This window comes from Roseibium aestuarii (genome assembly GCF_008477545.1).
Lineage (GTDB): Bacteria > Pseudomonadota > Alphaproteobacteria > Rhizobiales > Stappiaceae > Roseibium > Roseibium aestuarii.
Window position 1 is genome coordinate 29,782 of sequence record NZ_VORA01000009.1, and the last position, 19,676, is coordinate 49,457.

17 protein-coding genes are annotated in these 19,676 nt (G+C 60.7%); 9 read left to right on the forward strand and 8 right to left on the reverse strand.

From position 1 onward, the window contains the following. Positions 1-29: 29 nt before the first annotated feature. The 4 genes from FR728_RS18675 to mtnK are packed head-to-tail and all read right to left on the reverse strand — an operon-like array spanning position 30 to position 4,070. Positions 30-695 carry a class II aldolase/adducin family protein gene (locus FR728_RS18675; protein ID WP_149894286.1) on the reverse strand — a complete coding sequence of 222 codons (666 nt, stop codon included), beginning with the start codon at positions 693-695 and terminating at the stop codon, positions 30-32. Further along, the gene (locus FR728_RS18680) at positions 689-1,693 is read right to left on the reverse strand and encodes a sugar-binding transcriptional regulator (RefSeq protein WP_149894287.1); all 1,005 of its coding nucleotides are present in this window, start codon (positions 1,691-1,693) and stop codon (positions 689-691) included. The genes FR728_RS18675 and FR728_RS18680 overlap by 7 nt, the downstream gene beginning before the upstream one ends. Next, positions 1,690-2,799 (reverse strand): S-methyl-5-thioribose-1-phosphate isomerase, encoded by a 1,110-nt coding sequence (gene mtnA / locus FR728_RS18685; RefSeq protein WP_149894288.1) that lies wholly within the window; start codon positions 2,797-2,799, stop codon positions 1,690-1,692. Before mtnA ends, FR728_RS18680 begins: the two co-directional genes overlap by 4 nt. Next, positions 2,796-4,070 carry an S-methyl-5-thioribose kinase gene (gene mtnK, locus FR728_RS18690; protein WP_149894289.1) on the reverse strand — a complete coding sequence of 425 codons (1,275 nt, stop codon included), beginning with the start codon at positions 4,068-4,070 and terminating at the stop codon, positions 2,796-2,798. Before mtnK ends, mtnA begins: the two co-directional genes overlap by 4 nt. 122 nt (positions 4,071-4,192) lie before the next feature. On the opposite strand from mtnK, the gene FR728_RS18695 reads away from it, so the two are divergent. From FR728_RS18695 to FR728_RS18715, 5 genes are all read left to right on the forward strand, one after another. Next, a complete protein-coding gene (locus tag FR728_RS18695; RefSeq protein ID WP_149894290.1) occupies positions 4,193-5,770 on the forward strand; it encodes a sugar ABC transporter ATP-binding protein in 1,578 nt (525 codons plus the stop codon). Between the two features lie 11 nt (positions 5,771-5,781). After that, positions 5,782-6,795, forward strand: coding sequence for an ABC transporter permease (locus FR728_RS18700; protein ID WP_149894291.1), 1,014 nt, complete (start codon positions 5,782-5,784; stop codon positions 6,793-6,795). A gap of 56 nt (positions 6,796-6,851) precedes the next feature. Then, complete coding sequence (locus tag FR728_RS18705) at positions 6,852-7,877, forward strand: substrate-binding domain-containing protein (protein WP_244304766.1); 1,026 nt, start codon at positions 6,852-6,854, stop codon at positions 7,875-7,877. A gap of 464 nt (positions 7,878-8,341) precedes the next feature. Next, positions 8,342-9,151, forward strand: coding sequence for a tyrosine-type recombinase/integrase (locus tag FR728_RS18710; protein ID WP_244304756.1), 810 nt, complete (start codon positions 8,342-8,344; stop codon positions 9,149-9,151). A gap of 1,833 nt (positions 9,152-10,984) precedes the next feature. Continuing rightward, complete coding sequence (locus tag FR728_RS18715) at positions 10,985-11,527, forward strand: hypothetical protein (protein ID WP_149894294.1); 543 nt, start codon at positions 10,985-10,987, stop codon at positions 11,525-11,527. Positions 11,528-12,843: 1,316 nt separating this feature from the next. On the opposite strand, the gene FR728_RS19730 is transcribed toward FR728_RS18715, so the two are convergent. The 3 genes from FR728_RS19730 to FR728_RS18725 form a co-directional block, all read right to left on the reverse strand. Next, positions 12,844-12,975, reverse strand: coding sequence for a hypothetical protein (locus tag FR728_RS19730; protein ID WP_280115359.1), 132 nt, complete (start codon positions 12,973-12,975; stop codon positions 12,844-12,846). 443 nt (positions 12,976-13,418) lie between these two features. Next, positions 13,419-13,760 carry a YnfA family protein gene (locus FR728_RS18720; RefSeq protein ID WP_244304760.1) on the reverse strand — a complete coding sequence of 114 codons (342 nt, stop codon included), beginning with the start codon at positions 13,758-13,760 and terminating at the stop codon, positions 13,419-13,421. Continuing rightward, positions 13,757-14,197, reverse strand: a complete 441-nt coding sequence (locus tag FR728_RS18725; RefSeq protein WP_045681275.1) for a MerR family transcriptional regulator — start codon at positions 14,195-14,197, stop codon at positions 13,757-13,759. Before FR728_RS18725 ends, FR728_RS18720 begins: the two co-directional genes overlap by 4 nt. A gap of 92 nt (positions 14,198-14,289) precedes the next feature. On the opposite strand from FR728_RS18725, the gene FR728_RS18730 reads away from it, so the two are divergent. Then, positions 14,290-16,521, forward strand: a complete 2,232-nt coding sequence (locus tag FR728_RS18730) for a heavy metal translocating P-type ATPase (protein WP_208997431.1) — start codon at positions 14,290-14,292, stop codon at positions 16,519-16,521. 316 nt (positions 16,522-16,837) lie between these two features. Further along, entirely contained in the window at positions 16,838-17,017 is a 180-nt protein-coding gene (locus tag FR728_RS18735; protein WP_208998929.1) for an ion channel, read from the forward strand. 53 nt (positions 17,018-17,070) lie between these two features. On the opposite strand, the gene FR728_RS18740 is transcribed toward FR728_RS18735, so the two are convergent. Continuing rightward, the gene (locus tag FR728_RS18740; protein ID WP_082724933.1) at positions 17,071-17,532 is read right to left on the reverse strand and encodes a c-type cytochrome; all 462 of its coding nucleotides are present in this window, start codon (positions 17,530-17,532) and stop codon (positions 17,071-17,073) included. A gap of 81 nt (positions 17,533-17,613) precedes the next feature. Here FR728_RS18740 and FR728_RS18745 point away from each other — a divergent pair, with 81 nt between their 5' ends. Beyond that, positions 17,614-18,012, forward strand: a complete 399-nt coding sequence (locus FR728_RS18745) for a hypothetical protein (RefSeq protein WP_045681279.1) — start codon at positions 17,614-17,616, stop codon at positions 18,010-18,012. Between the two features lie 72 nt (positions 18,013-18,084). Next, a complete protein-coding gene (locus tag FR728_RS18750) occupies positions 18,085-19,638 on the forward strand; it encodes a multicopper oxidase family protein (protein WP_149894296.1) in 1,554 nt (517 codons plus the stop codon). Positions 19,639-19,676 lie beyond the last annotated feature (38 nt).

Below are 19,676 nucleotides of genomic sequence, written 5' to 3' on the forward strand. Positions count from 1 at the left end.
GTCCGAGGGGGCATGGGGCTCTTGGGGCTTCAGGCGGATTTCATGCCATAGGACTTCACGGAGCCCATGACCTCATCGATTTCCGCATCGCTCAGGATGTGCGGTGTGCCGATGGTCCGGGCGATGATGTAGGCCTTGGCCAGAACCTCCAGCTCCTCCAGACGCCACAGGCCTTTCTCCAGGGTCTCGCCGACCACCACGGCCCCGTGATTGGCCATCAGGCAGCCGCTGTAGCCTTCCATGGTGGCTGTCACGTCATGGGCAAGGCTGTTGCTTCCGAAGAGCGAGTAATTCGCGAGCGGAATGCGGTTGCCGCCGAAGATCGCGATCATGTAGTGGCAGGCCGGGATTTCCTCCCGGTTGATGGCGAGCGCCGTGCAATTGACCGGATGGGCGTGGACCACCGCATGCATGTCCGGCTTGGCCCGGAGCAGGGCCAGGTGGAACTGCCATTCGGTGGAGGGCTTGCAGGGGCCATCCCATGCTCCATCACCATCCAGCGGCATGGAGGCCAGCATGTCCGGGGTCATGCGCTCATAGGGGATGCCGGAGGGCGTGATCACCATGCGGTCGCCGGCCCGGACGGAAATGTTGCCCGAGGTGCCCTGATTGATGCCGCGCCGATTCATCTCGATGCAAGTGTCGATGATCGCCTGGCGCAGTTCGGTGGTGTCGGAATAGGGGGCTTTCAGCATGGATCCAATGCGAGTTTGAGAATGTTCATGGCCGTATCGGAGCAGGTCGCGACATGGGTGGCGTAGCCGCCGCGAATGGCTGCCAGCATGGGTCTTGCCCGTTCCGGGCCTGAGCCGACCAGCAGGCCCATGTCCTTGCCGCGCATCTGGTCGAGGGTCACGCCGATCATGCGGCTTTCGATTTCCCGGTCGAGCCCGCGTCCTTCGCCGTCGATCAGGCGGCCGCAGATCACGCCCACCGCTCCCTGGCGGGCAAAGGTGTCGATATCGGCCCGGTCGAGAAGACCGGTATGGACGACGTGACTGTCCTCGCCGCAGGTGCCGCAGGCGAAGATGGTCTTGTTGCAGGTGGCCACTGCCTCGAGCTGCTCCCGGATCACAGGCTCCTGCTTCAGCCGGTCGACGAGCTCGCGGTCCGAGAGAACCAGCGGCACGTGAAGATTGATGCAGTGGGCACCGTAGCGCCGGGCGAGGGTGGCCGAACTGGTTTCCGCCGCAAAGCCCATGGCCGCAGGTCGTGACCCGACCAGCTGGACGACCGTCAGCTCGTTGAGGGTGAGGCGGGGGGCGGCCTCGGCGACCCGGTAGATGGTTTCTCCCCAGGCGACGCCGAGCCGGTCACCCGGCTCGAGCAGGCTCGGCAGCCAGTCCGCCACGACGCGCGTCACCCGGTCGAGGGAGCGTTCGGGGCCATCCGATGAGGAGGGCACCACGATCGCATCCTTCAGTCCGAAAGTCTCGACCAGTCTGCGCGCCAGTTCCTGGTTGCGGAAGATGGTGTGGTCGAGGGTGATGCGCACATAGTCGCGGCGGCGGGCTTCAGAGAGGTAATTGACCACGGTGGCACGGGAGAAACCCAGACGTTCGGCAATCTCGTTCTGGTTCATCCCTTCCTGGTAATAGCACCAGGCGACCTCGATGATGCCTTCGTCCTGCGAGCGGGCGCGTGGGAGCGATCGTCCTTCGGTCGGTCCGGGTTTCTTCTGGCCAGTTGTCATGCGCGTTCGGCAATCCGAGCTTGTTCCGGGAACAGGCCGTCTAGACCTTCCGGCGTTGCAGCGCAAACGCCACGTTCGGTGATGAGCCCCGTCACCAGGTGGTTCGGCGTCACGTCGAAGGCCGGATTTCCGCCCGGCGTTCCCCGTGGCGTGACCTGCACCTGAACGATCTCGCCGGCGTCGTTGACACCCTGAATGTGGGTGACTTCGCGCGCGCTGCGCTCCTCGATCGGGATCTCCGACACGCCGTCCGTGACCGTCCAGTCGATGGTGGGCGAGGGCAGGGCGACATAGAAGGGCACATTGTTCGCCCTTGCGGCCAGGGCCTTCAGATAGGTGCCGATCTTGTTGCAGACGTCACCGCGCCGGGTCGTGCGGTCGGTGCCGACGATGACCATGTCGACCAGGCCATGCTGCATCAGGTGGCCGCCCGCATTGTCGGTGATGTAGGTGTGGGGAACGCCGTGACTGCCGAGCTCCCAGGAGGTCAGGGCGCCCTGGTTGCGCGGGCGGGTCTCGTCCACCCACACGTGGATCGGGATCCCGGCGTCATGGGCCTGATAGATGGGGCTGGTGGCCGTGCCCCAGTCGACGGTCGCCAGCCATCCGGCGTTGCAATGGGTCAGGAGGCGAACAGGCTCGCCGTTTGTCTTGCCATCTGCGATCTTGCGAATGATCTCCAGCCCGTTCAGGCCGATGCTGCGGTTGATCTCGACGTCCTCGTCGGCAATTTCGTGCGCCAGCCTGAGCGCGGCCTCGGCGCGCTGGTCCTCAGGCAGGGCGAGAAGATGCGTACGGCACCGGTTCAGCGCCCAACGCAGGTTGATGGCGGTCGGACGGGTCTTGTCGAGGAAGGCCCAGGCCTTGTCGAGATGGGCGGTGGAGGGATCAAGTCTGGCGGCAAGCGCCATTCCATAGGCGGCGGTTGCCCCGATCAGCGGCGCGCCACGCACCCGCATCTCCACGATCGCTTCAGCGTAGTCCTCAAGGGTGTCGACCTGCTGAACCCGGAAGTCATGGGGCAGCCAGCGCTGGTCGATGATCTGGAGTGCCGCCTTTTCCGCGTCCCACCAAAGTGAGCGGTAATGGGTGCCGTTGACCTTCATAGGACGTCCTTTGCATTGAATTGGCGTGCGAGTTCCAGCAGGGCGCGGGGGGAGCGGATGGCATCGGCCCGCAGGATGAGCTCGGAGCCCATCGCAAGGTTGCGGGCTTCCATTGGGGCCCGCACAGCGCTGTCTGTGAGTGTCTCGAAATCGGCGTTATGGGCGAGGGAGAGCGTGCGGCGGTGCATCTCGATGCCGCAGAAGGCCATCGCGTCCTGGCGGATCTCGTTGAGCAGATCGCGGCAGAAGTCTTCCGACGACTGGCCCTGATCCTCGAAGAGGCTCGCTGGATAGAGCATGCCCGTGCGTTCGGTGGTCCAGAGGAACAGGAACTCCGCGTCGAAGGCTTTGAGCGTTTCCTCGATCACCGAGAGGATCCATTCCTGATAGGCGCCCAGATCCTGCGGCGTCCGGTGACCGGGCTGGCTGAAATAGGCCATCAGGAAATTGGCGGTCAGCATGCCGATGTCGAAGCCGAAGGGGCCGTATTGCACAAACTCGGGATCGATCACGCGGCTTTCGGTTGCTGTGGACATGATGGAGCCGCTGTGCAGATCGCCGTGCACCATGGTCTCGGTGTTGGAGGCAAATTTCATCAGCATGCGCTGGACGCGCGCCTTCAGCACTGCGTTTGCACGCAGATCCGCCACCACGGGCTTCAGTTCCGCCGTGTGGTGGTTCATCTTCGCGTCGTAATAGGGGTCGGTGAAGACCAGCGCTTCCGTGATGGCCGGAATGTCCACGTTGCCGGCAAAGAGCCCCACGTCCTTCTTCTTCTCGGCGCTCTTCATGGAGAGTTCCGAGCCCCGGAAGGCGGTGCGGGCGCAGAAACGACCGAGAAATTCCCCCAGGCCCTCGACCTTCTCGCCGTCGATCAGCTTGCGGCGAAGGATCTTGTGGGGGCTCAGGAATTCCATGACGATCAGGGCCTGATCCTCATCGAAGTGGAACACCTGCGGCACCGCGCCCGGATCGCGCTCGGCCTCCCGGACCAGCGCGTGATACTCGTAAAAGGCGCGGTAGAGCGGCAGGGGCCAGCTGTCCCCCACCAGGCGGACATAGGGCAGGGCCTGCTTCACGATGACGGTTCCGTCGGGCCCCTCCACGATGAACACCAGATTGAGGTTGCCGTCGCCGACCTCCACGACCTTCCAGTCCTGCGGATCCTGGCCGACCCGGTCCGCGATTGCGGGAACCTTCGACAACTGCGGCGCGAGGGTCTCCGCCGTCAGGGGCACGTAGGGTGTTTTTTGCGCGTTTGGCTGGTCCATTTGCGTCTTCTTTCCTCCCGTTCTGGGGCGACTAGAATGCAGAAGTCTTCAAAAGTCAAGTTGGTTGACAAATGACTAAATGACGTGCTGTAACTTGTCCCTACGAGAGAGGAGCTCGTTTCATGGTGGGAGGTAAGGTGGCTAAGATCACCTGTAAGATCAGTGGGTTGGAGAAATCTTTCGGGCGGAACCACGTTCTGCGCGGGATCGATCTGACACTGCATGAGGGAGAGGTGACCGCGTTGATGGGGGCCAATGGCGCCGGCAAGTCGACGCTGGTCAAGGTTCTCTGCGGCTATCATCACGCCGATGCCGGCGAGATCGAACTGGCGGGCGCGCCCTTTGCGCCGATGGACGCATCGGACGCCATTGCCAAGGGCGTGGTGACGGTTCACCAGTCCATCGACGATGGTGTCATTCCGGATCTGGATGTCGCGACAAATCTTACCCTGGACCGGCTGACAGAGCCGGGCGCCAACCTGTTCGTCAACGACCGGAGCCTGCGCCGGCGGGCGGAGGAGGTTGCCGCCAGCATGGGCCTTGCGATGGACGTGCGGGCGCGGGTTGCGGATCTCGACGTGGCCGACCGCCAGATGATCGCGATTGCCCGTGCCATGGCCAGGTCTCCCAAGCTGCTCATCCTTGATGAACCGACGTCTTCGCTCTCCGCATCTGAGGCAGAGCGGCTGTTCGCCCTGATTGACCGGTTGCGGGCGGATGGTGTCGCCATTCTCTACATCTCGCATCGCATGTCGGATCTCCGGCGCGTCGCGGACAGGATCGTGTCCATGCGCGACGGGGCAATCTCCGGCATCTTCGAAGGCGAGGAGCTCGACTACGTTGGCGCCGTCAACGCCATGCTCGGTCATCAGATGACGGAGGTCGACATCGAGCCCGTGTCCGGGGGGGCTCCCATTCTCGAGGCCCGCGACCTCAGGCTCTTCGAGGGCAGTCCGCCCATCAGCTTCACGGCACGGGAAGGGGAGGTCATCGCCTTCACCGGGCTGCTGGGCAGCGGCACGACGGAACTGGCCGAGATCCTCTTCGGTCTTTCGGCAGCGGCGGGCGGCGAGCTGACGCTTGACGGGCGCGCCTATCGCCCGGCGAGTGCGGCACAGGCGGTGGCGCAAGGTGTCTTCATGTCGCCGAAGGATCGTGGGTCCAACGCTGTGATCGCAGATTTCGACATTGCCAACAACATGACCTTGCCGTTCCTGCGGGCCTTCAGCACCTTTTCATTCCTGAGCGAAAGCGGTCAGCGGCGCGCCGCGCGCGACATGATCGCCCGGATCGGGGTGAAATGCGAAAGCGACCGGGACGGGATCGACACCCTTTCCGGCGGTAACCAGCAGAAGGTCATGATCGGCCGCTGGCTGTTGAAGGCGTCTCGGGTGCTGCTTCTGGACGAACCGTTCCAGGGAGTGGACATCGGCGCCCGGCGGGACATCGGCCACTACATCCGGGAGACGTCTGCGGGGCGCACCACGCTTGTCTTCGTCGCAGAGATCGACGAGGCGCTCGAGATCGCGGACCGCATCATCGTCCTCAACGAAGCTGCAATCGCCAGCGAACACCTGAACAAGAACATCGATCTGAACAGACTTGTCGCGGATGTCTCCGGGCGGGTCCGCGAGCCACATGGTTCCGGGACGGATGCCGTCTGCGGACCTGTGACCGCAGCGCAGTCCAAGGCAGGGTGAAGACCACTCAAATGAACAAGAACGCTCTCGAATACGCCATTCGCTATGGTTTCATCGTGCTGCTGGCCGGCCTCGCGCTGTTCTTCAGCCTCTATGCCAGCGGCTTTGCCAGCCCCCGGTCCGCTGTCTTCATCTTCCAGTCCGTGGCCATCACCGGCATTCTGGCGCTCGGGGTCACCTGCACGCTCGTGGTGGGGGGCTTCGATCTGTCGATCGGATCGGTGGCCACGTCTTCGCTCATGTTGTCGGCCTATTCCATGGTGGTGCTGGAACAGTCGGCCTTCGTGGCGGTGGCGCTCTGTCTGGTCATGGGGGCCGTCGTCGGGCTCATCAACGGGTTCCTGATCGTGAAGATGCGTGTGCCGGACCTTCTGGCAACGCTGGGTATGATGTTCCTTCTGATCGGGCTGCAGCGCATCCCCACCCAGGGCAACTCGGTTGCCACCGGCATGAGCCTGGCCGATGGGACCGTGGCCGAGGGGACCTTCTCCGCGGCCTTCCTGTGGCTCGGGCGGCATCGCTTCGACCTCTTCCTCGACCGGCTTCTGCCCGTTCCGGTGGTGCTGTTCCTGGTGATCGCCGGGCTCATCTGGCTGTTCCTCGGCTTCACCCGTCATGGCCGGCTGATGTATGCGATCGGCTCGAACGAGCGGGCGGCAAGTCTCGTGGGTACGAATGTGCAGCGCTACAAGGTGGTTGCCTACATGATCTCGGGTGTCCTGGCATCGATCGGCGGCATCCTTCTGGCGGCACGGCTGGGCCGCGGCGACATTGCGTCGGGCAACAATCTGCTCCTCGACAGCGTTGCGGCAGCCCTCATCGGTTTTGCAGTTCTCGGTGCGGCGCGACCCAATGCCTTTGGAACGGCGGCCGGTGCGCTCTTCGTCGGCATCCTCCTGCAGGGTCTGACGATGATGAACGCCCCCTATTACATGCAGGATTTCGTCAAGGGTGCCGTACTGGTGGCCGCCCTTGTCTTCACATTCTACCTGTCCTCGCGTCGCGGCGGCAGGAGAAATGCCTGACGCACAACGGCGTCACGGTTCTTCGGGAGGAAACAACAATGATCAGACGTGAATTCATGAAGCTGACGGCCGCAGCCGGCCTGACGCTGGCCGCGATCGGGGGGACCCAGGCCGCCGACATGCCCGCGCCCTTCGACAAGCCGGCCGAGGTGAAGATCGCGCTCGTGCGCTATCTCTCGACCGGGGACTTCTTCCAGTCCTATCTTTCCGGTGTGGAGAAGCAGGCCGCGGCGCTCGGGGTCGATCTGCGGGTGCTCGACAGCCGCCAGGACGCAGCCCTTCAGGCCGACATGGTCGATCAGGCGATTGCGCTGGGGGTGAACGGCATCATCATCCAGCATGGCCTGACGGAATCCATGAAGGCCGCTGCGCAGCGCGCCGTGGACGCGGGGATCAAGGTTGTGGCCTTCGATGTGGACGTGGAGAACGACGCCGTGCCGCAGATCGAGCAGAGCGACTATCTGCTCGGCAAGATGGCTCTTGATCAGGCCATCGAGGACAATGGCGCCAGTTTCACGGCCGGTTATGTCTATGTACCGGGCATTGCGCCGCTGGATCGCCGCGACGTGGCCTGGAAGGAGATCAAGGCGGCCAATCCGGGCATCCAGGAAGCGGCGATGTTCGGCACGCTGGACAATCCGATCGCCAACTCGGTTGCCAATCAGGCGCGTTCCGTGCTGCAGGCCAATCCCAACATCACCGTCATGTTCGCGCCCTTTGACGAGTTTGCGAAGGGCGTGAAGATCGCCGTCGATGAGGCGGGCCTCAATCAGGACATCGACATCTATTCCGCCGATGTGTCGACCGCCGACATTTCCGCCATGCGCGAACCGGATTCCGCCTGGGTCGCGACGGTGGCGACCAATCCGGCCGTCGTCGGCGAGGTCTGCGTAAGGACCCTTGCCCTGATGCTCGCCGGTGAAAAGACTGAGAAGCAGGTCGTCGTTCCGCCGACCCTGATTACTCAGGCCTTCCTGAACGAGAATGACGTGAAGAACATGGAAGAGCTGGGCGCAAAGATGCCCCAGTTCCAGCATGCGGATGTGTCCGTCGCCGAGTGGATCCCGCTGCCGGCCCGCTGACAGCAGGCCAAGTTCCCCCTTGTTGCGCGAGATGAGCCCGGACACGTCCGGGCTCGTTTGCGTTTGCAGGCGCAAGAAGAAATCAAGGTGCCATTGCAACCATTACCGCCTGGTGGGTTGCCACGCGACCCTTAGGTCGCCGGAGCACCACGCTGCACATCGGCAGGGGATCGTGGAAACTCCGTCAAATCACGGATGAGTTTGGCGCGCGGATCAGCGCGCACTGCCACGGCTCTTGCCGTCCGGATTTTGAAAGGGAATAGCGGAGAGAGAGTCCGCCATTATGTGCGTCTTCACCTGTCACTGCCTTTATAATTAACCTACTGTTTTTGATAGTGTAATTGGTTTCTGGCGTCTCGCTGGCCATCAATCAGTCCTGGTCGAAGTCAGCAAATCGCACGTGTCGTGTGGGGCTGCGTGTGGGGCTGGAGGTCCGGCCCCACACGGAAACGGGAGCGGAAATGATGCTGAGTGATGCGAAGGCCCGGAAGATCAAGCCGAGCGACAAGCCCCTGGCGGACGGCACGGTGACAGGCCTTTATCTCTTCCCGGCGGGAAGCGTCGGTGCTGGCAAGTGGATCCTGCGGTTCAAGTCGCCCGAGATGGGCAAGCGCCGGGACATGGGGCTCGGCAGCTATCCGGTGGTGTCGCTGAAGGACGCCAGGGAGCTTGCCCTTCAGGCCCGCAAACTCATCGAGGCGGGCAGGGATCCGCTGGCGGAGCGAGACAGGCAGCTGGTGGCCGACAGGGTCAGGCTGGCCATGCCTTCGTTTGAGGAGGCCGCGCGGCAGCTTCATGCGGATCTGGCTCCGGGGTTTCGCAATCAGAAACATGCGGCGCAATGGATCACGACGCTGGAGACCTATGTGTTCCCGGTCATCGGCAAGCTGCAGGTGTCTCACCTGACGGCGGCGGACTTCGCCCGCGTGCTCAAGCCCATCTGGCTCTCGAAGCAGGAGACGGCGTCAAGGGTCAAGCAGCGCTGCGATCAGGTGATGAAGTGGTGCGCGGCCAATGACCATGTGGTGGCAAGCCCGGCGAGCGTGGTCGCTCAGCTTCTGACGAAACAGTCGGGCAAGCGGGAGCGGGTGGAGCACCACCCGGCGGTGCCCTGGCGCGACGTGCCGCTGTTCGTCCGGGTTTCCGTGCGTCACTCAAGGCTCATCCCGGGGTCGCGGCAAAGTCTTGCCGGAATGAAATGTCGACATGCCTCACAATGCGCCCGGCATGCCGTCTCCAGGCATGAGGCGAAGACAGGATCATCGAGCTTGTGAGATAAGGATTAAAAAATTTATGAGCTTAATTTAATGGTCAAGCTTTTGAAAAAGCGAGGATATATCGCCTTGATTCAATTAAGGATTGTGTCTCCGGTTGTTTGTTGCATTTCCGGATATTGCTAGGGTTTCTTCATGTTTATGGGGAGATTCGCTAATGCCGGTTAGTCACGCATGAATGGAATGTTTCAGGAAGGCGTCGGGACTGATTTGTTGGCGCCCCTGCAGGCTATACTCTTTTTCGGATCGTGGTCTTGGCGCCCTGCCGCTCCTAGTCCGGAAACGCGCAAGAGGGAGCAGGATCGGCCATTCACGGGCTTCGCATGTGGCTCGCAATCTGGATGCTCTTCTCAAACCGCGGCGCCCCGTGTGGGGACCTGGTTGACCTCTGTTCCTGGGGCTGCTCTGACCCTGATGCAAAAGCCGCTCCGACGGGCCAAGGCGTTTCAGGTTGTCCGGAGCGGTTTGGAACAATGGGCAGCGTTTCTCAATGCCGGCCCCCTGTTCATTCCTGTCTCCACCGGGTCAAACCTGAAGTCTACAGATCGACTAGTCAGGGCTTCTGATGTGTCGTGCGTGGGAGTGGCGTATGCGGTTTGAGTGCGTAGCGCGAAAACAGGAAGAACTTTATGACTTTAATTTATTGGCATCAAAACCAGAGCGATGAAGATAATAAATTTCAAATCGTTTAAGTTTTTTGCTGATTATAGCGTCATTGGAGTAGATTTTGTGAGAAAAAAGCTAATAATACAATAATAATACTTTAGCTTGTTGTTTCGTTTTTATTGTTTATCATGATATACAATTTAATTTTTAGTGGATCTGAAATATGGGGGCGATTTTTCCAAATTTTAACTCCGACTTTTTCTTTTTATTTCTTTTATGGAGTATTTGCAAGAATTGCTAAGTCGGTTCTAAGTAGTATTCCCGCGAATAAACCGGTAAAGACGCTTGAAAAGGAGAGGATTATTTCGATCTACAAATTTTTACGTATTTGGGTTGATTAACATAGGTGACGGATGATGCTAGGGAATAGTTATTATTGTCATTGGTGATTTTGGTCGCCTTTGCTGCATCTCCTCCAGATATTGGTTTATGGATTTGAGCAAGCATTTTTTCAGAGAATCGGATGATTAAAACATCTTGATTGATCTCACTTGGTGGGGTGTTAGTGAAATGAAGCTGTGAATTTGTAATGAAATTGAACCTGAAAGAATATAACAAGCCAAGAGATTTGTCGGTGTTGCTGCCCGCTGGAGCCTCAATATTCCTACACATCTACTTCAACATTACCAGCGTCTGAATATTTTCTTTCGTCTCTTTTTGGTGGTGTTTGTATGCCATTGTTACTGGGAGAGTTAGATATTACTTATTTTATATAAATTCCTATTTTTGCGTGATGTTGCTGTCATTGACCTATGTTTGTTTAATTTTATACTATTACTTTGATTTTAGCCTGAGAGGGTATTTTTATACCGTTTATTTTTCCATTTTATTTTTTGTCTTCTGTTTTTTTTACATGGTCCGTAATCGGCGGATAACTGGACTTCCGAAGCAAAGGTTCGGTTTCTGGCGCATCGCCTTTCAGTTCTTTCTTACTCTGCCGGTAGTGCTCGTTTCGCCGATCCTGTTATTCTTGCTTTCTGAGTCCCATTTTGCGTCATTTGAGATGCCGGAAAAGCTATCTCGCCATGCAGCTAAGGCATACGCTTTGCTTGGCGACGGCAGTACGCCTGCAACTTTTATACTTCCCTGTTTCTTGCCGCATTTTTTGTTTTTGCCCGTTCTATACGTAGCATTCCGAAATGCTTTGCGTTCTTTTAAAGGCTGATTATGACAAACAAGACAATTAACGACCGGATCAACGATGGTCTCTTTGCTGTTGAATTGATGACCATCTCCTCGGAGGGGTATTCGGCTGTCAAGGCTTCGCTAAATTACGTGCGGGTTCAAAATATTCATAAGATGGCTGATCGCGTCTCTGCGGTGCAGGAAGCACTTCAGAAGGGGGAGTATGATTGGGTCCAAAGTACCATCGGACCGAGCACTATGAGTGCTAAGCTCGTTACTGTCGCGAGCACGGCATCCAAAGCGTCTGTTTTTATGAGCATTGCTGATGGTATTTATGACGTCGAAATCAAACATGCCTTGCATGGAGACTGGGAACTTACTGGATATCGAATCGCAGCGGTTGCTGCTGATTTTGGCATTGGTGGGGCCGTCGGTTCAGTTGGCTATGCCTTGGGTTCTGGTGTGGCCTTTGCCACTGGCGTAGCGGCAGCGCCACTTGCAATTGGCGGTGCTCTTGTTGCTGGCGCCGCATACACAATCTACAATTATACATACGAGGAATACGCCGTACGAGAGCTGGTTTAAAACGGCATTCTTGATGGGGCCAATTGGGTCAAGGAAAACGTTCCATTCAGAGGTGGTGCGCCACTTGATAGATTTCCAGCGGATGATCTCGGGATAAACGAATACGATCCGATCTTTGACGGTGTTGCTGCTGCCTTGAGCCGGGGGGCTTCCTCTGTCGAGATTGCTGCGCATATCGAAAGTGGTGGCGGGTTAACTCAAGACGGTACATTCACTCGGCCCGGCCATCCCTATTCGGGAAATTCGATTCCGCAAAGTGGCAGCCTTAGGGCGCATGAACTAGGCGAAGACCTCAACGGCCCCGAAACCGTCGTCGATTTCACACCAAGTTCTGGCCTTGATCGCACTCCTTCCTCGGGAAACTCTGGTCATCCCTACTCGAACGGAGCGGTGCCTGGAGGTGGTCGTTCAGACTTGGTAAGCGCCGCAGTCTCAGGAGCTGATCGCGATATTGGGACGGCCCAACAGCAGCGGACCGTTGATCCGAGTGCGTATGGTTATTTCGGTGACACGCAATCTGGATGCTCCGCTCAAGCATCGGGGCGGCGCCCACCGGCCAGAGGCGGAGAGCGTCGGCTCCTCCTCCTTGGGGCGCGGTTGGTCCCCATTCCTGCGATCGCGGTGGATCTCGCGCAAAGGCCGCTCCGGCGGGTCGAGGCGTTTCTGTCTATGCTGAGCGGTTTGGAACAATGGGCAGCCTCGCTCAATACCGGCTCCATGTTCATCCCTGTCGCCACCGTGGCCAACCTGAAATCGACGGATCGGCTGATGAAAGCCGCCGGGCGCAACGCGTGGGAGGGGCGTATGTAGTTTGGGGTGCCTGTCGTTGGATGGTAATAAATTTGGGCAAACAGAACTGGGAAAATTGGCATGTCAAAGAAAACCAATAATATCATAATTTTCTTATGGATTACTTCAATAGTATTTAAAATTTATATTGCATATAATGCTTATATTGAAAAGGATAAATTATTTATAATAATTTCCCAAATTCTTGTAGTAATTGTATTTATTTTGTTTATTTATGGCGTCTTTGCTAGGGCGTCCCGGCCAATTCTAAGTAGCATGCCCGAAAATACATCGGCAAAGACGCTGAAAAAGGAGCGAATTATTTCGATCTACAAATTTTTACGTATTTGGGTTGATTAACTTAGGTGACGGGTGATGCCTTCTAATTACAGCAGAGGTAAATTTACAAACCAAGATATATCCGCTCCGCAAGGTGGAGTGTATGGGCAGTTCGGTAGTCTTGGTGGCCGTGCCGGATACAATGTCGAATACTGGGGCATCGGCAGGGTTGTACTTTCTCTCAAGACTTATCCAGGATTGAGTTCGTTTCCGGCATTGGTTTTGGCCTGATGGGTCGGCTGCAAGCCGGTGAAGCTCAGATCAAATTCGGGTTTGGAAAACAGGTCGTCTTGCTCATGAGCCATCACATCAGCGCACATGAAAGCCTCCTTTCTCGCCCGGTCGTTCCGGGTCAGTTGGAGCCGAGCACTCATGCGCTTGTGATGGTCAGCGGGACTGTCTCCTGGTCACTGCGCTGATCTGCAAAGGGTGACTGTTGCGCGAGACGCAGTGCAACGAAAAAGATCAAAGGAAATGTGACCGGATCCTGAGCCTGTGGACGAGCGATCGTCATGTGGGGCTGGGTGTGGGGCTGGAAAACAGCGACCCGAAAAAACCTATTGCAATCAAAGGCTTGAAAATAAGAATGGCGGAGGGGATGGGTCTGACGTCCAACCTTCTCCAGTATAAGTCATTGATTTTATTTGATGCGCACAGCTGCTACGCTGGAAGAGCGGGAGTCCGTCCGCAAAGGTTGGCTCTATCGTGATGTCGGCAACGATGAGCGGCAGTCGGCTGCCTTGATCTTGGAGAGCACCCCCGATCATCCACCAGCCGCCCTCGGCGCCAACAGGATGACGGCCGCACCGGCGAGGCAGATTGCGGCACCTGTCAGGTCCCAAGTGTCCGGGCGCTGCTTCTCGATGAGCCACAGCCAGAGGAGCGAGGCTGCGATATAGACCCCGCCATAAGCTGCGTAGGCCCGCCCCGCAAAATCGGAGGGGGCAAGGGTCAGGAGCCAAGCGAAGACGGCCAGGCTCAGGAGGCCGGGGACCAGCCAGAGCGCGCTCGCGCCTTGCCGCATCCATGCCCAGACCGCAAAGCAGCCCGCAATCTCGGCCAGAGCGGCACCGATGTAGATGGCGAGGGTGCCGGGTGCTTTCACGATGCCGCCTCGCTCTCCGGATGCTGGTGATCGGTTGCGCATAGCGAATGGTCGCCCAGAACTTCAATGACCCGGCAATCGGCAATCCGACCGCCTGCACATTGCACGACCATGCGCTCAAGTTCGCCTTTCAGCGCAGTCAGGCGCGCAAGGCGGCTTTCAACCTCGGCCAGCTGCGCCCTGGCGATGACATCGGCGGCTGCGCAGGATTGATCGGGTCTGTCAGAGAGACTCAGAAGGTCTCGGATAGCGTCCAGCGGAAAACCGAGCTCCCGCGCATGGCGGATGAAGGCTAGCCGATCCAGTGCCGACTGCCCATAGAGCCGCTGGTTCCCGGCACTGCGATCTGGCTCCGGCAGGAGCCCGATCTGCTCGTAGTAGCGGATCGTCGGAACCTTCACGCCGGCCGCTTCGCCCAATTTTCCGATGGTGAGCATCAGATTTCCTCTTGAAGCTATAGCTACTAGAGACCTTAGGTTCCCGACTCAGCAAATACAATGTTGCCCGCTGGGCGGGTTGGAAGGGCGTGATGACGGCGAACGACAGTGCAACCTACGAATGGACGGTTTCCGGGATGGACTGTGCGTCGTGCGCCGGCAAGGTCCGGGGTGCGGTCGAACGCCTGCCTGGCGTGAGCGACGTCGATGTGGCGCTAATGACCGAGCGGCTTCGGCTGACTCTGGATGAAGGGCAGACCCCTCGCAACCAGATCGAAGCAATCGTCAAGCGGCTCGGCTACGGGATCGCGGCGAAAGGATCGAGCCCCGATCGGAAAGGCTTCGTGCTGCCGGACGATGAGCAAGCGTCCCGTGCGGACGGCTCGCGAGATGCCGCAGGACTCGAGCCCAACGCTGGATCGACAGGGCCCGAGAGCGGTCCCGGGCCCGGTTCGCGTTGGTATCAGACCGCGAAGGGCAGACTGGTGATCGGCACCGGTCTCCTCCTCGCGGCGGCATGGGCCGTGAAACTGCTCGCCTCCCAGGATGTGGCAACGTGGGCATTCATCCTCGCGACGCTCATTGGTGTCGCCCCTATCGCACGCCGCGCCGTCGCGTCCGCCAGAGCGGGGATGCCGTTCACGATCGAGATGCTGATGACAATCGCCGCCAGCGGCGCGCTCGTCATCGACGCCGCCGAGGAAGCGGCGCTCGTCGTCTTCCTCTTCGCCGTCGGGGAGGTTCTCGAAGGTGTTGCGGCGAACAAGGCCCGCGACGGGATCCGGGCGCTCGCTCGTCTGGTACCGAAGACCGCGATCCTGGAGATCGGCGGCCGGACTCGGGTGATACCAGCCGACCAGCTGCAGGTGGACCAGATCGTTCTGGTGCGCCCGGGAGACCGGGTCCCGGCAGATGGCGAAGTTATCGAGGGCACCTCGGGCGTCGATGAGAGCGCCGTCACGGGCGAGAGTGTGCCGAAGCTGAAGGAACCCGGTGCCTCCGTCTTTGCCGGCTCCATCAATTCCGAGGCGGCGCTGCGTGTTCGGGTCACCAAGTCGGCCGAGGACAACACCATTGCCCGTATCATCCGGCTGGTCGAGGAAGCGGAAAGCGCCCGGGCCCCGACCGAGCGCTTCATCGACCGTTTCAGCCGCATCTACATGCCGGCCGTCGTCGGAGTTGCGGTGCTGGTGGCCATCGTCCCGCCCCTCGCGTTCGGGCAAGGCTGGGATACGTGGATCTACCGGGCGCTCGCGCTTCTCCTGATCGGATGCCCCTGCGCGCTGGTGATCTCGGTACCGGCTTCCATCGCCTCTGCGCTTTCTTCAGGCGCGCGTCGCGGGCTGCTGATGAAAGGAGGCGCCGTGATCGAGGCCGCGGCGGCCACCACGCATGTCGCATTCGACAAGACCGGAACCCTGACCCACGGACGGCCGCGCGTCACGGACGTGGTGCCGATCTCGGGATCGGAGACAGAGGTGCTGGCGCTGGCTGCCGCCGTCGAAGCGGGGTCGAGCCATCCTCTGGCGGAGGCGATCCTGTCCCGCGCGGAAGCTGCGGGAGCGCCGTTCCTGGCCGCGACCGCCGCCAAAGCGCTTCCGGGCAAAGGGGCCGAAGCAGTCGTTGAGGGTGAAACCGCCTGGGTGGGCTCTCCACGGTTCGCCGGGGAGCGCGGTGTGTTGGACGACCACGCGCTCCGGGCGGTGGTCGGCATGGAAGATGAAGGCAAGACAGTCGTCGCGGTCTTCCGCCGGAGCCAGTTGGTCGGACTCGTAGCGCTCCGGGACGAACCCCGAGAGGATGCCGCCCGCGCGGTGCAGCAACTCAAGGCGCTTGGCATCGCGTCTGTGATGCTGACCGGCGACAACCGGCGCACGGCAGCAGCCATTTCCGCTGGGCTGGGCATTGACCATCGCGCCGAATTGATGCCCGAAGGCAAGGTCGCCGCGATCCGTGAGATGACCGCCAGAGACCGCGTGATGATGGTGGGCGACGGCATCAACGATGCCCCTGCGCTCGCCACCGCCCACATCGGAGTTGCCATGGGCTCCGGAACGGACGTCGCGCTTGAAACCGCCGACGCCGCGATCCTGCGCAATCGCGTGACTGATGTGGCCGGCAAGATTCGCCTTGCTCGCGCAGCCATGGCGAACATCAGGCAAAATGTGGCGATCGCGCTCGGCCTTAAGGCGGTGTTTCTGGTGACGACGATCCTCGGCATTACCGGGCTGTGGATCGCGATCCTTGCAGATACCGGCGCGACGGTGCTCGTCACACTGAACGCGCTGCGGCTTCTTGCGTTTGATCCGGAACGTGAGGCCTGAGATCAGATCATCGGCAGGGCGATGGTTCCGCTGCCATGCCGCAGGGCCGAGCGCTGAGAACATAAACCTCGGGGTACTGTTCCGCCGCGAGTGCTCAACATGCTGCAACTGGAATCGGGCTTCTGCTCGGTTTCGCGCTGGTGGCCGCCATCTGGTCGCGCACCACTACGGGGCTATTGGCCGTCCGGGGCGTGAAGCCGAACTCGAAAGAGAGACCGCAGGCGGCGATCATGGTGGCGTTCGTCGGGCTGCTCGCGCTCCACACGATTGAAATCCTGGCTTTCGCCGCAGTCTACAGGCGCTGCAGGGCTGGGGCGTGGGAGGCTTCGACGGCAGCTACGACCCATGCTGGAGCGGCCTGATCTACTTCTCCGGCGTCAACTTCGCCACGCTCGGGTACACGCAGATCGAGGCAACCGGGCCGATACGGATGGTCAACATGATGCAGTCGCTCGGCGGCTTCATGGTGCTGACCTGGTCGGCGACGTTCCTCTAACTCGGTCTGCGAACTGGCCTGGCGCGAGTAGCAGCCGACGACCATGGGGAATGTCAGTTTGCCTCCGACACCCTCTCTTGGTATCGGCGCTCGCGCTCTGGCCATGTGCTCTTGATGTAGTCGAGAACGGCGCGGATGTCCGCGTCGCTCAGCACGTCTGCGAAGCCGGGCATGTCGCTCTCGTATCCGCCGCCGACCACGGCGGCGGTGCCTTCCCTAACGATGCGGAACAGGACATCGTCAGGATGGTGCCAGGTGTGGCCGCTGGCGTCGTGGGGTGGCGCCGGCAACCGGCCGGACGGAAGCGGCGAGCGCCAGCCCGGCTGGCCCTCCAGTTCCGCGCCGTGGCAGGCGGCGCACTGATCCGCATAGATCTGGCGTCCTTGCGCGATGATGTCCGCCGACGCCACGGCGGTGGATGCGGTACCGGCATAACGCCAGCCAGCAAAGACCGCGAGGATCACACCTCCGACGACCAGACCGATCACGACAGTATTTCGGAGAGCTTTTTTCAAGACGTCTATCGCCGATCACTGCGGAATAACATTCGCGTTTGGTCGAGACCACGTTGTGCCAGCGGCGAGGCGCCTGCGACAATGGACATTCTCGTGAGCAATGCCTATCTTTGCAGCATGCTCGAACGTGTCGTCACCATGCTTGCCATACTCGCGATCACCGTGGTGACGACGGTGACCTCCGCGCATGCGACACGCATGAGCATGAATTCCGGTGTGGATCACGCGATGCATGTCGCCGACATGATGCACTCTCCGGTCATTTCGGGCTTCGACTGTGACGCTGGAGAGCACTGTGGATCGGCCGATGCCGAGATGTGCGAGTTCGTATGCGCAGGCCTCTCTGCCTTCCTGACGTCGGCAGGCGAGGAAGCCGGGCACGCCTACGGCGCCGCCAGTCATGACGTCCCGTCCGCGGCAATCCACGTCAGCCGTGCGCCGGGACTGAACGAACGACCTCCCAAGCTCCGTCTCCTCTGAGCGCGCCCGGGCAGACGCCCGAGGCGCCCCATCGGTATTGATGAACGGGACGGAAGTCCCGAGGAGACGACCATGAACATGCTTTCTCGACGCGGCTTTCTTGCCGCAAGTGCGGCCGCCATTGGCGCTGCACACTTGCCCCGCATCGCCTTCGCGCAAGGGGTGGCGCCGATCAGCCTCTCCGCTGCGACGCGCACGCTCGACATCGACGGTCGCGCTGCCACGGTCTTCGGGCTTGCCGGCCCCGGCGGTCAGGGACTGATCCTCGACCCCGGCCAGAGGTTCCGGGTCGATCTGACCAACGACCTGGACGTCGGTACCATCATCCACTGGCACGGACAGATCCCGCCCAACGCGCAGGACGGTGTGCCGGACATGCCGATGCCCCTCCTCGCACCGGGTGAAACCCGATCCTACGACTTCGAGGCACGGCCCGGCACGCACTGGATGCACAGCCATGTGCCCACCCAGGAGATGCAGCTGCTCGCCGCGCCGCTGATCGTGCGCTCGGCCGAGGACGTTGCTGCCGACCGGCAAGACGTCGTGATGTTCCTTCATGACTTCTCCTTCAAGGCCCCCGAGGAGGTTCTGGCCGAGATCGGCGCAGGTCATGGCGGCGGGCACGGCGCGGGCCATGGTGCCGGTGCATTGCCCGATCAGGGCGCTCCCATGGGAGGCATGGGGGCGATGCAGGGCATGGATCACGGGGCCATGGGCCATGGCGCCACGGGCGGCATGCCGATGGGCAACATGCCCCGAATGGGCGGGATGATGGGTATGGGCGGCCAGATGGGCGGCATGGCCATGGACCTGAACGACTATGACTGGGACGCCTATCTCGCCAATGACCGGACCCTGTCGGACCCGGAGGTGGTCCAGGTCGAGCGCGGTGGCCGTATCCGGCTTCGGGTCATCAACGCCGCTGCGGCGACGGTATTCTGGATCGAGACCGGCGGTGCCGAGGCGCGGCTGGTCGCGGTAGATGGGCACGCGGTCGAACCTCTCGCCGGCACGCGGTTCGGTCTGGCAATGGGCCAGCGTCTGGACATCGAGATCGACCTGCCGCACGAAGGCGGCGCCTGGCCGATCCTCGCCCTGCGCGAAGGCGCGCGCGAGCGCACCGGCCTGATCCTCGCCACGCAGGGTGCCGAAGTGCGGCGTCTCGATGCAATGGCGGATGCCGAAGCGCCCGCGTTCGACACCGATCTGGCGCAGGAGGCGCGCCTCATCGCGCTGGACGCTCTGCCGGATCGACCCGTGGACCGCAGCCAGATGCTGATGCTGGGCGGTTCGATGCAGCCGTACGTCTGGACGATAAACGGGGCAGTCTGGGGCCAGCACCAGCCGATCACCGCACGCAGCGGTGAGCGGGTCGTGCTGTCGTTCCACAACATGTCGATGATGGCGCACCCGATGCATCTGCACGGCCATGTGTTCCAGGTCGTCGGGCTGAACGGGTGTCGGGTCGCCGGTGCACTACGCGACACGGTTCACGTGCCACCGATGTCGATGGTCGATGTCGCCCTCGATGTCGGTGAGGCCGCCCGATGGATGCTGCATTGCCACCACATGCCGCACCTTACGACGGGGATGATGACCGAATTCGCGGTCACGGCGTCCGTCTGATCCCAGCGGGTCGTCCGGACATGGCGCCCCGCCCGGCA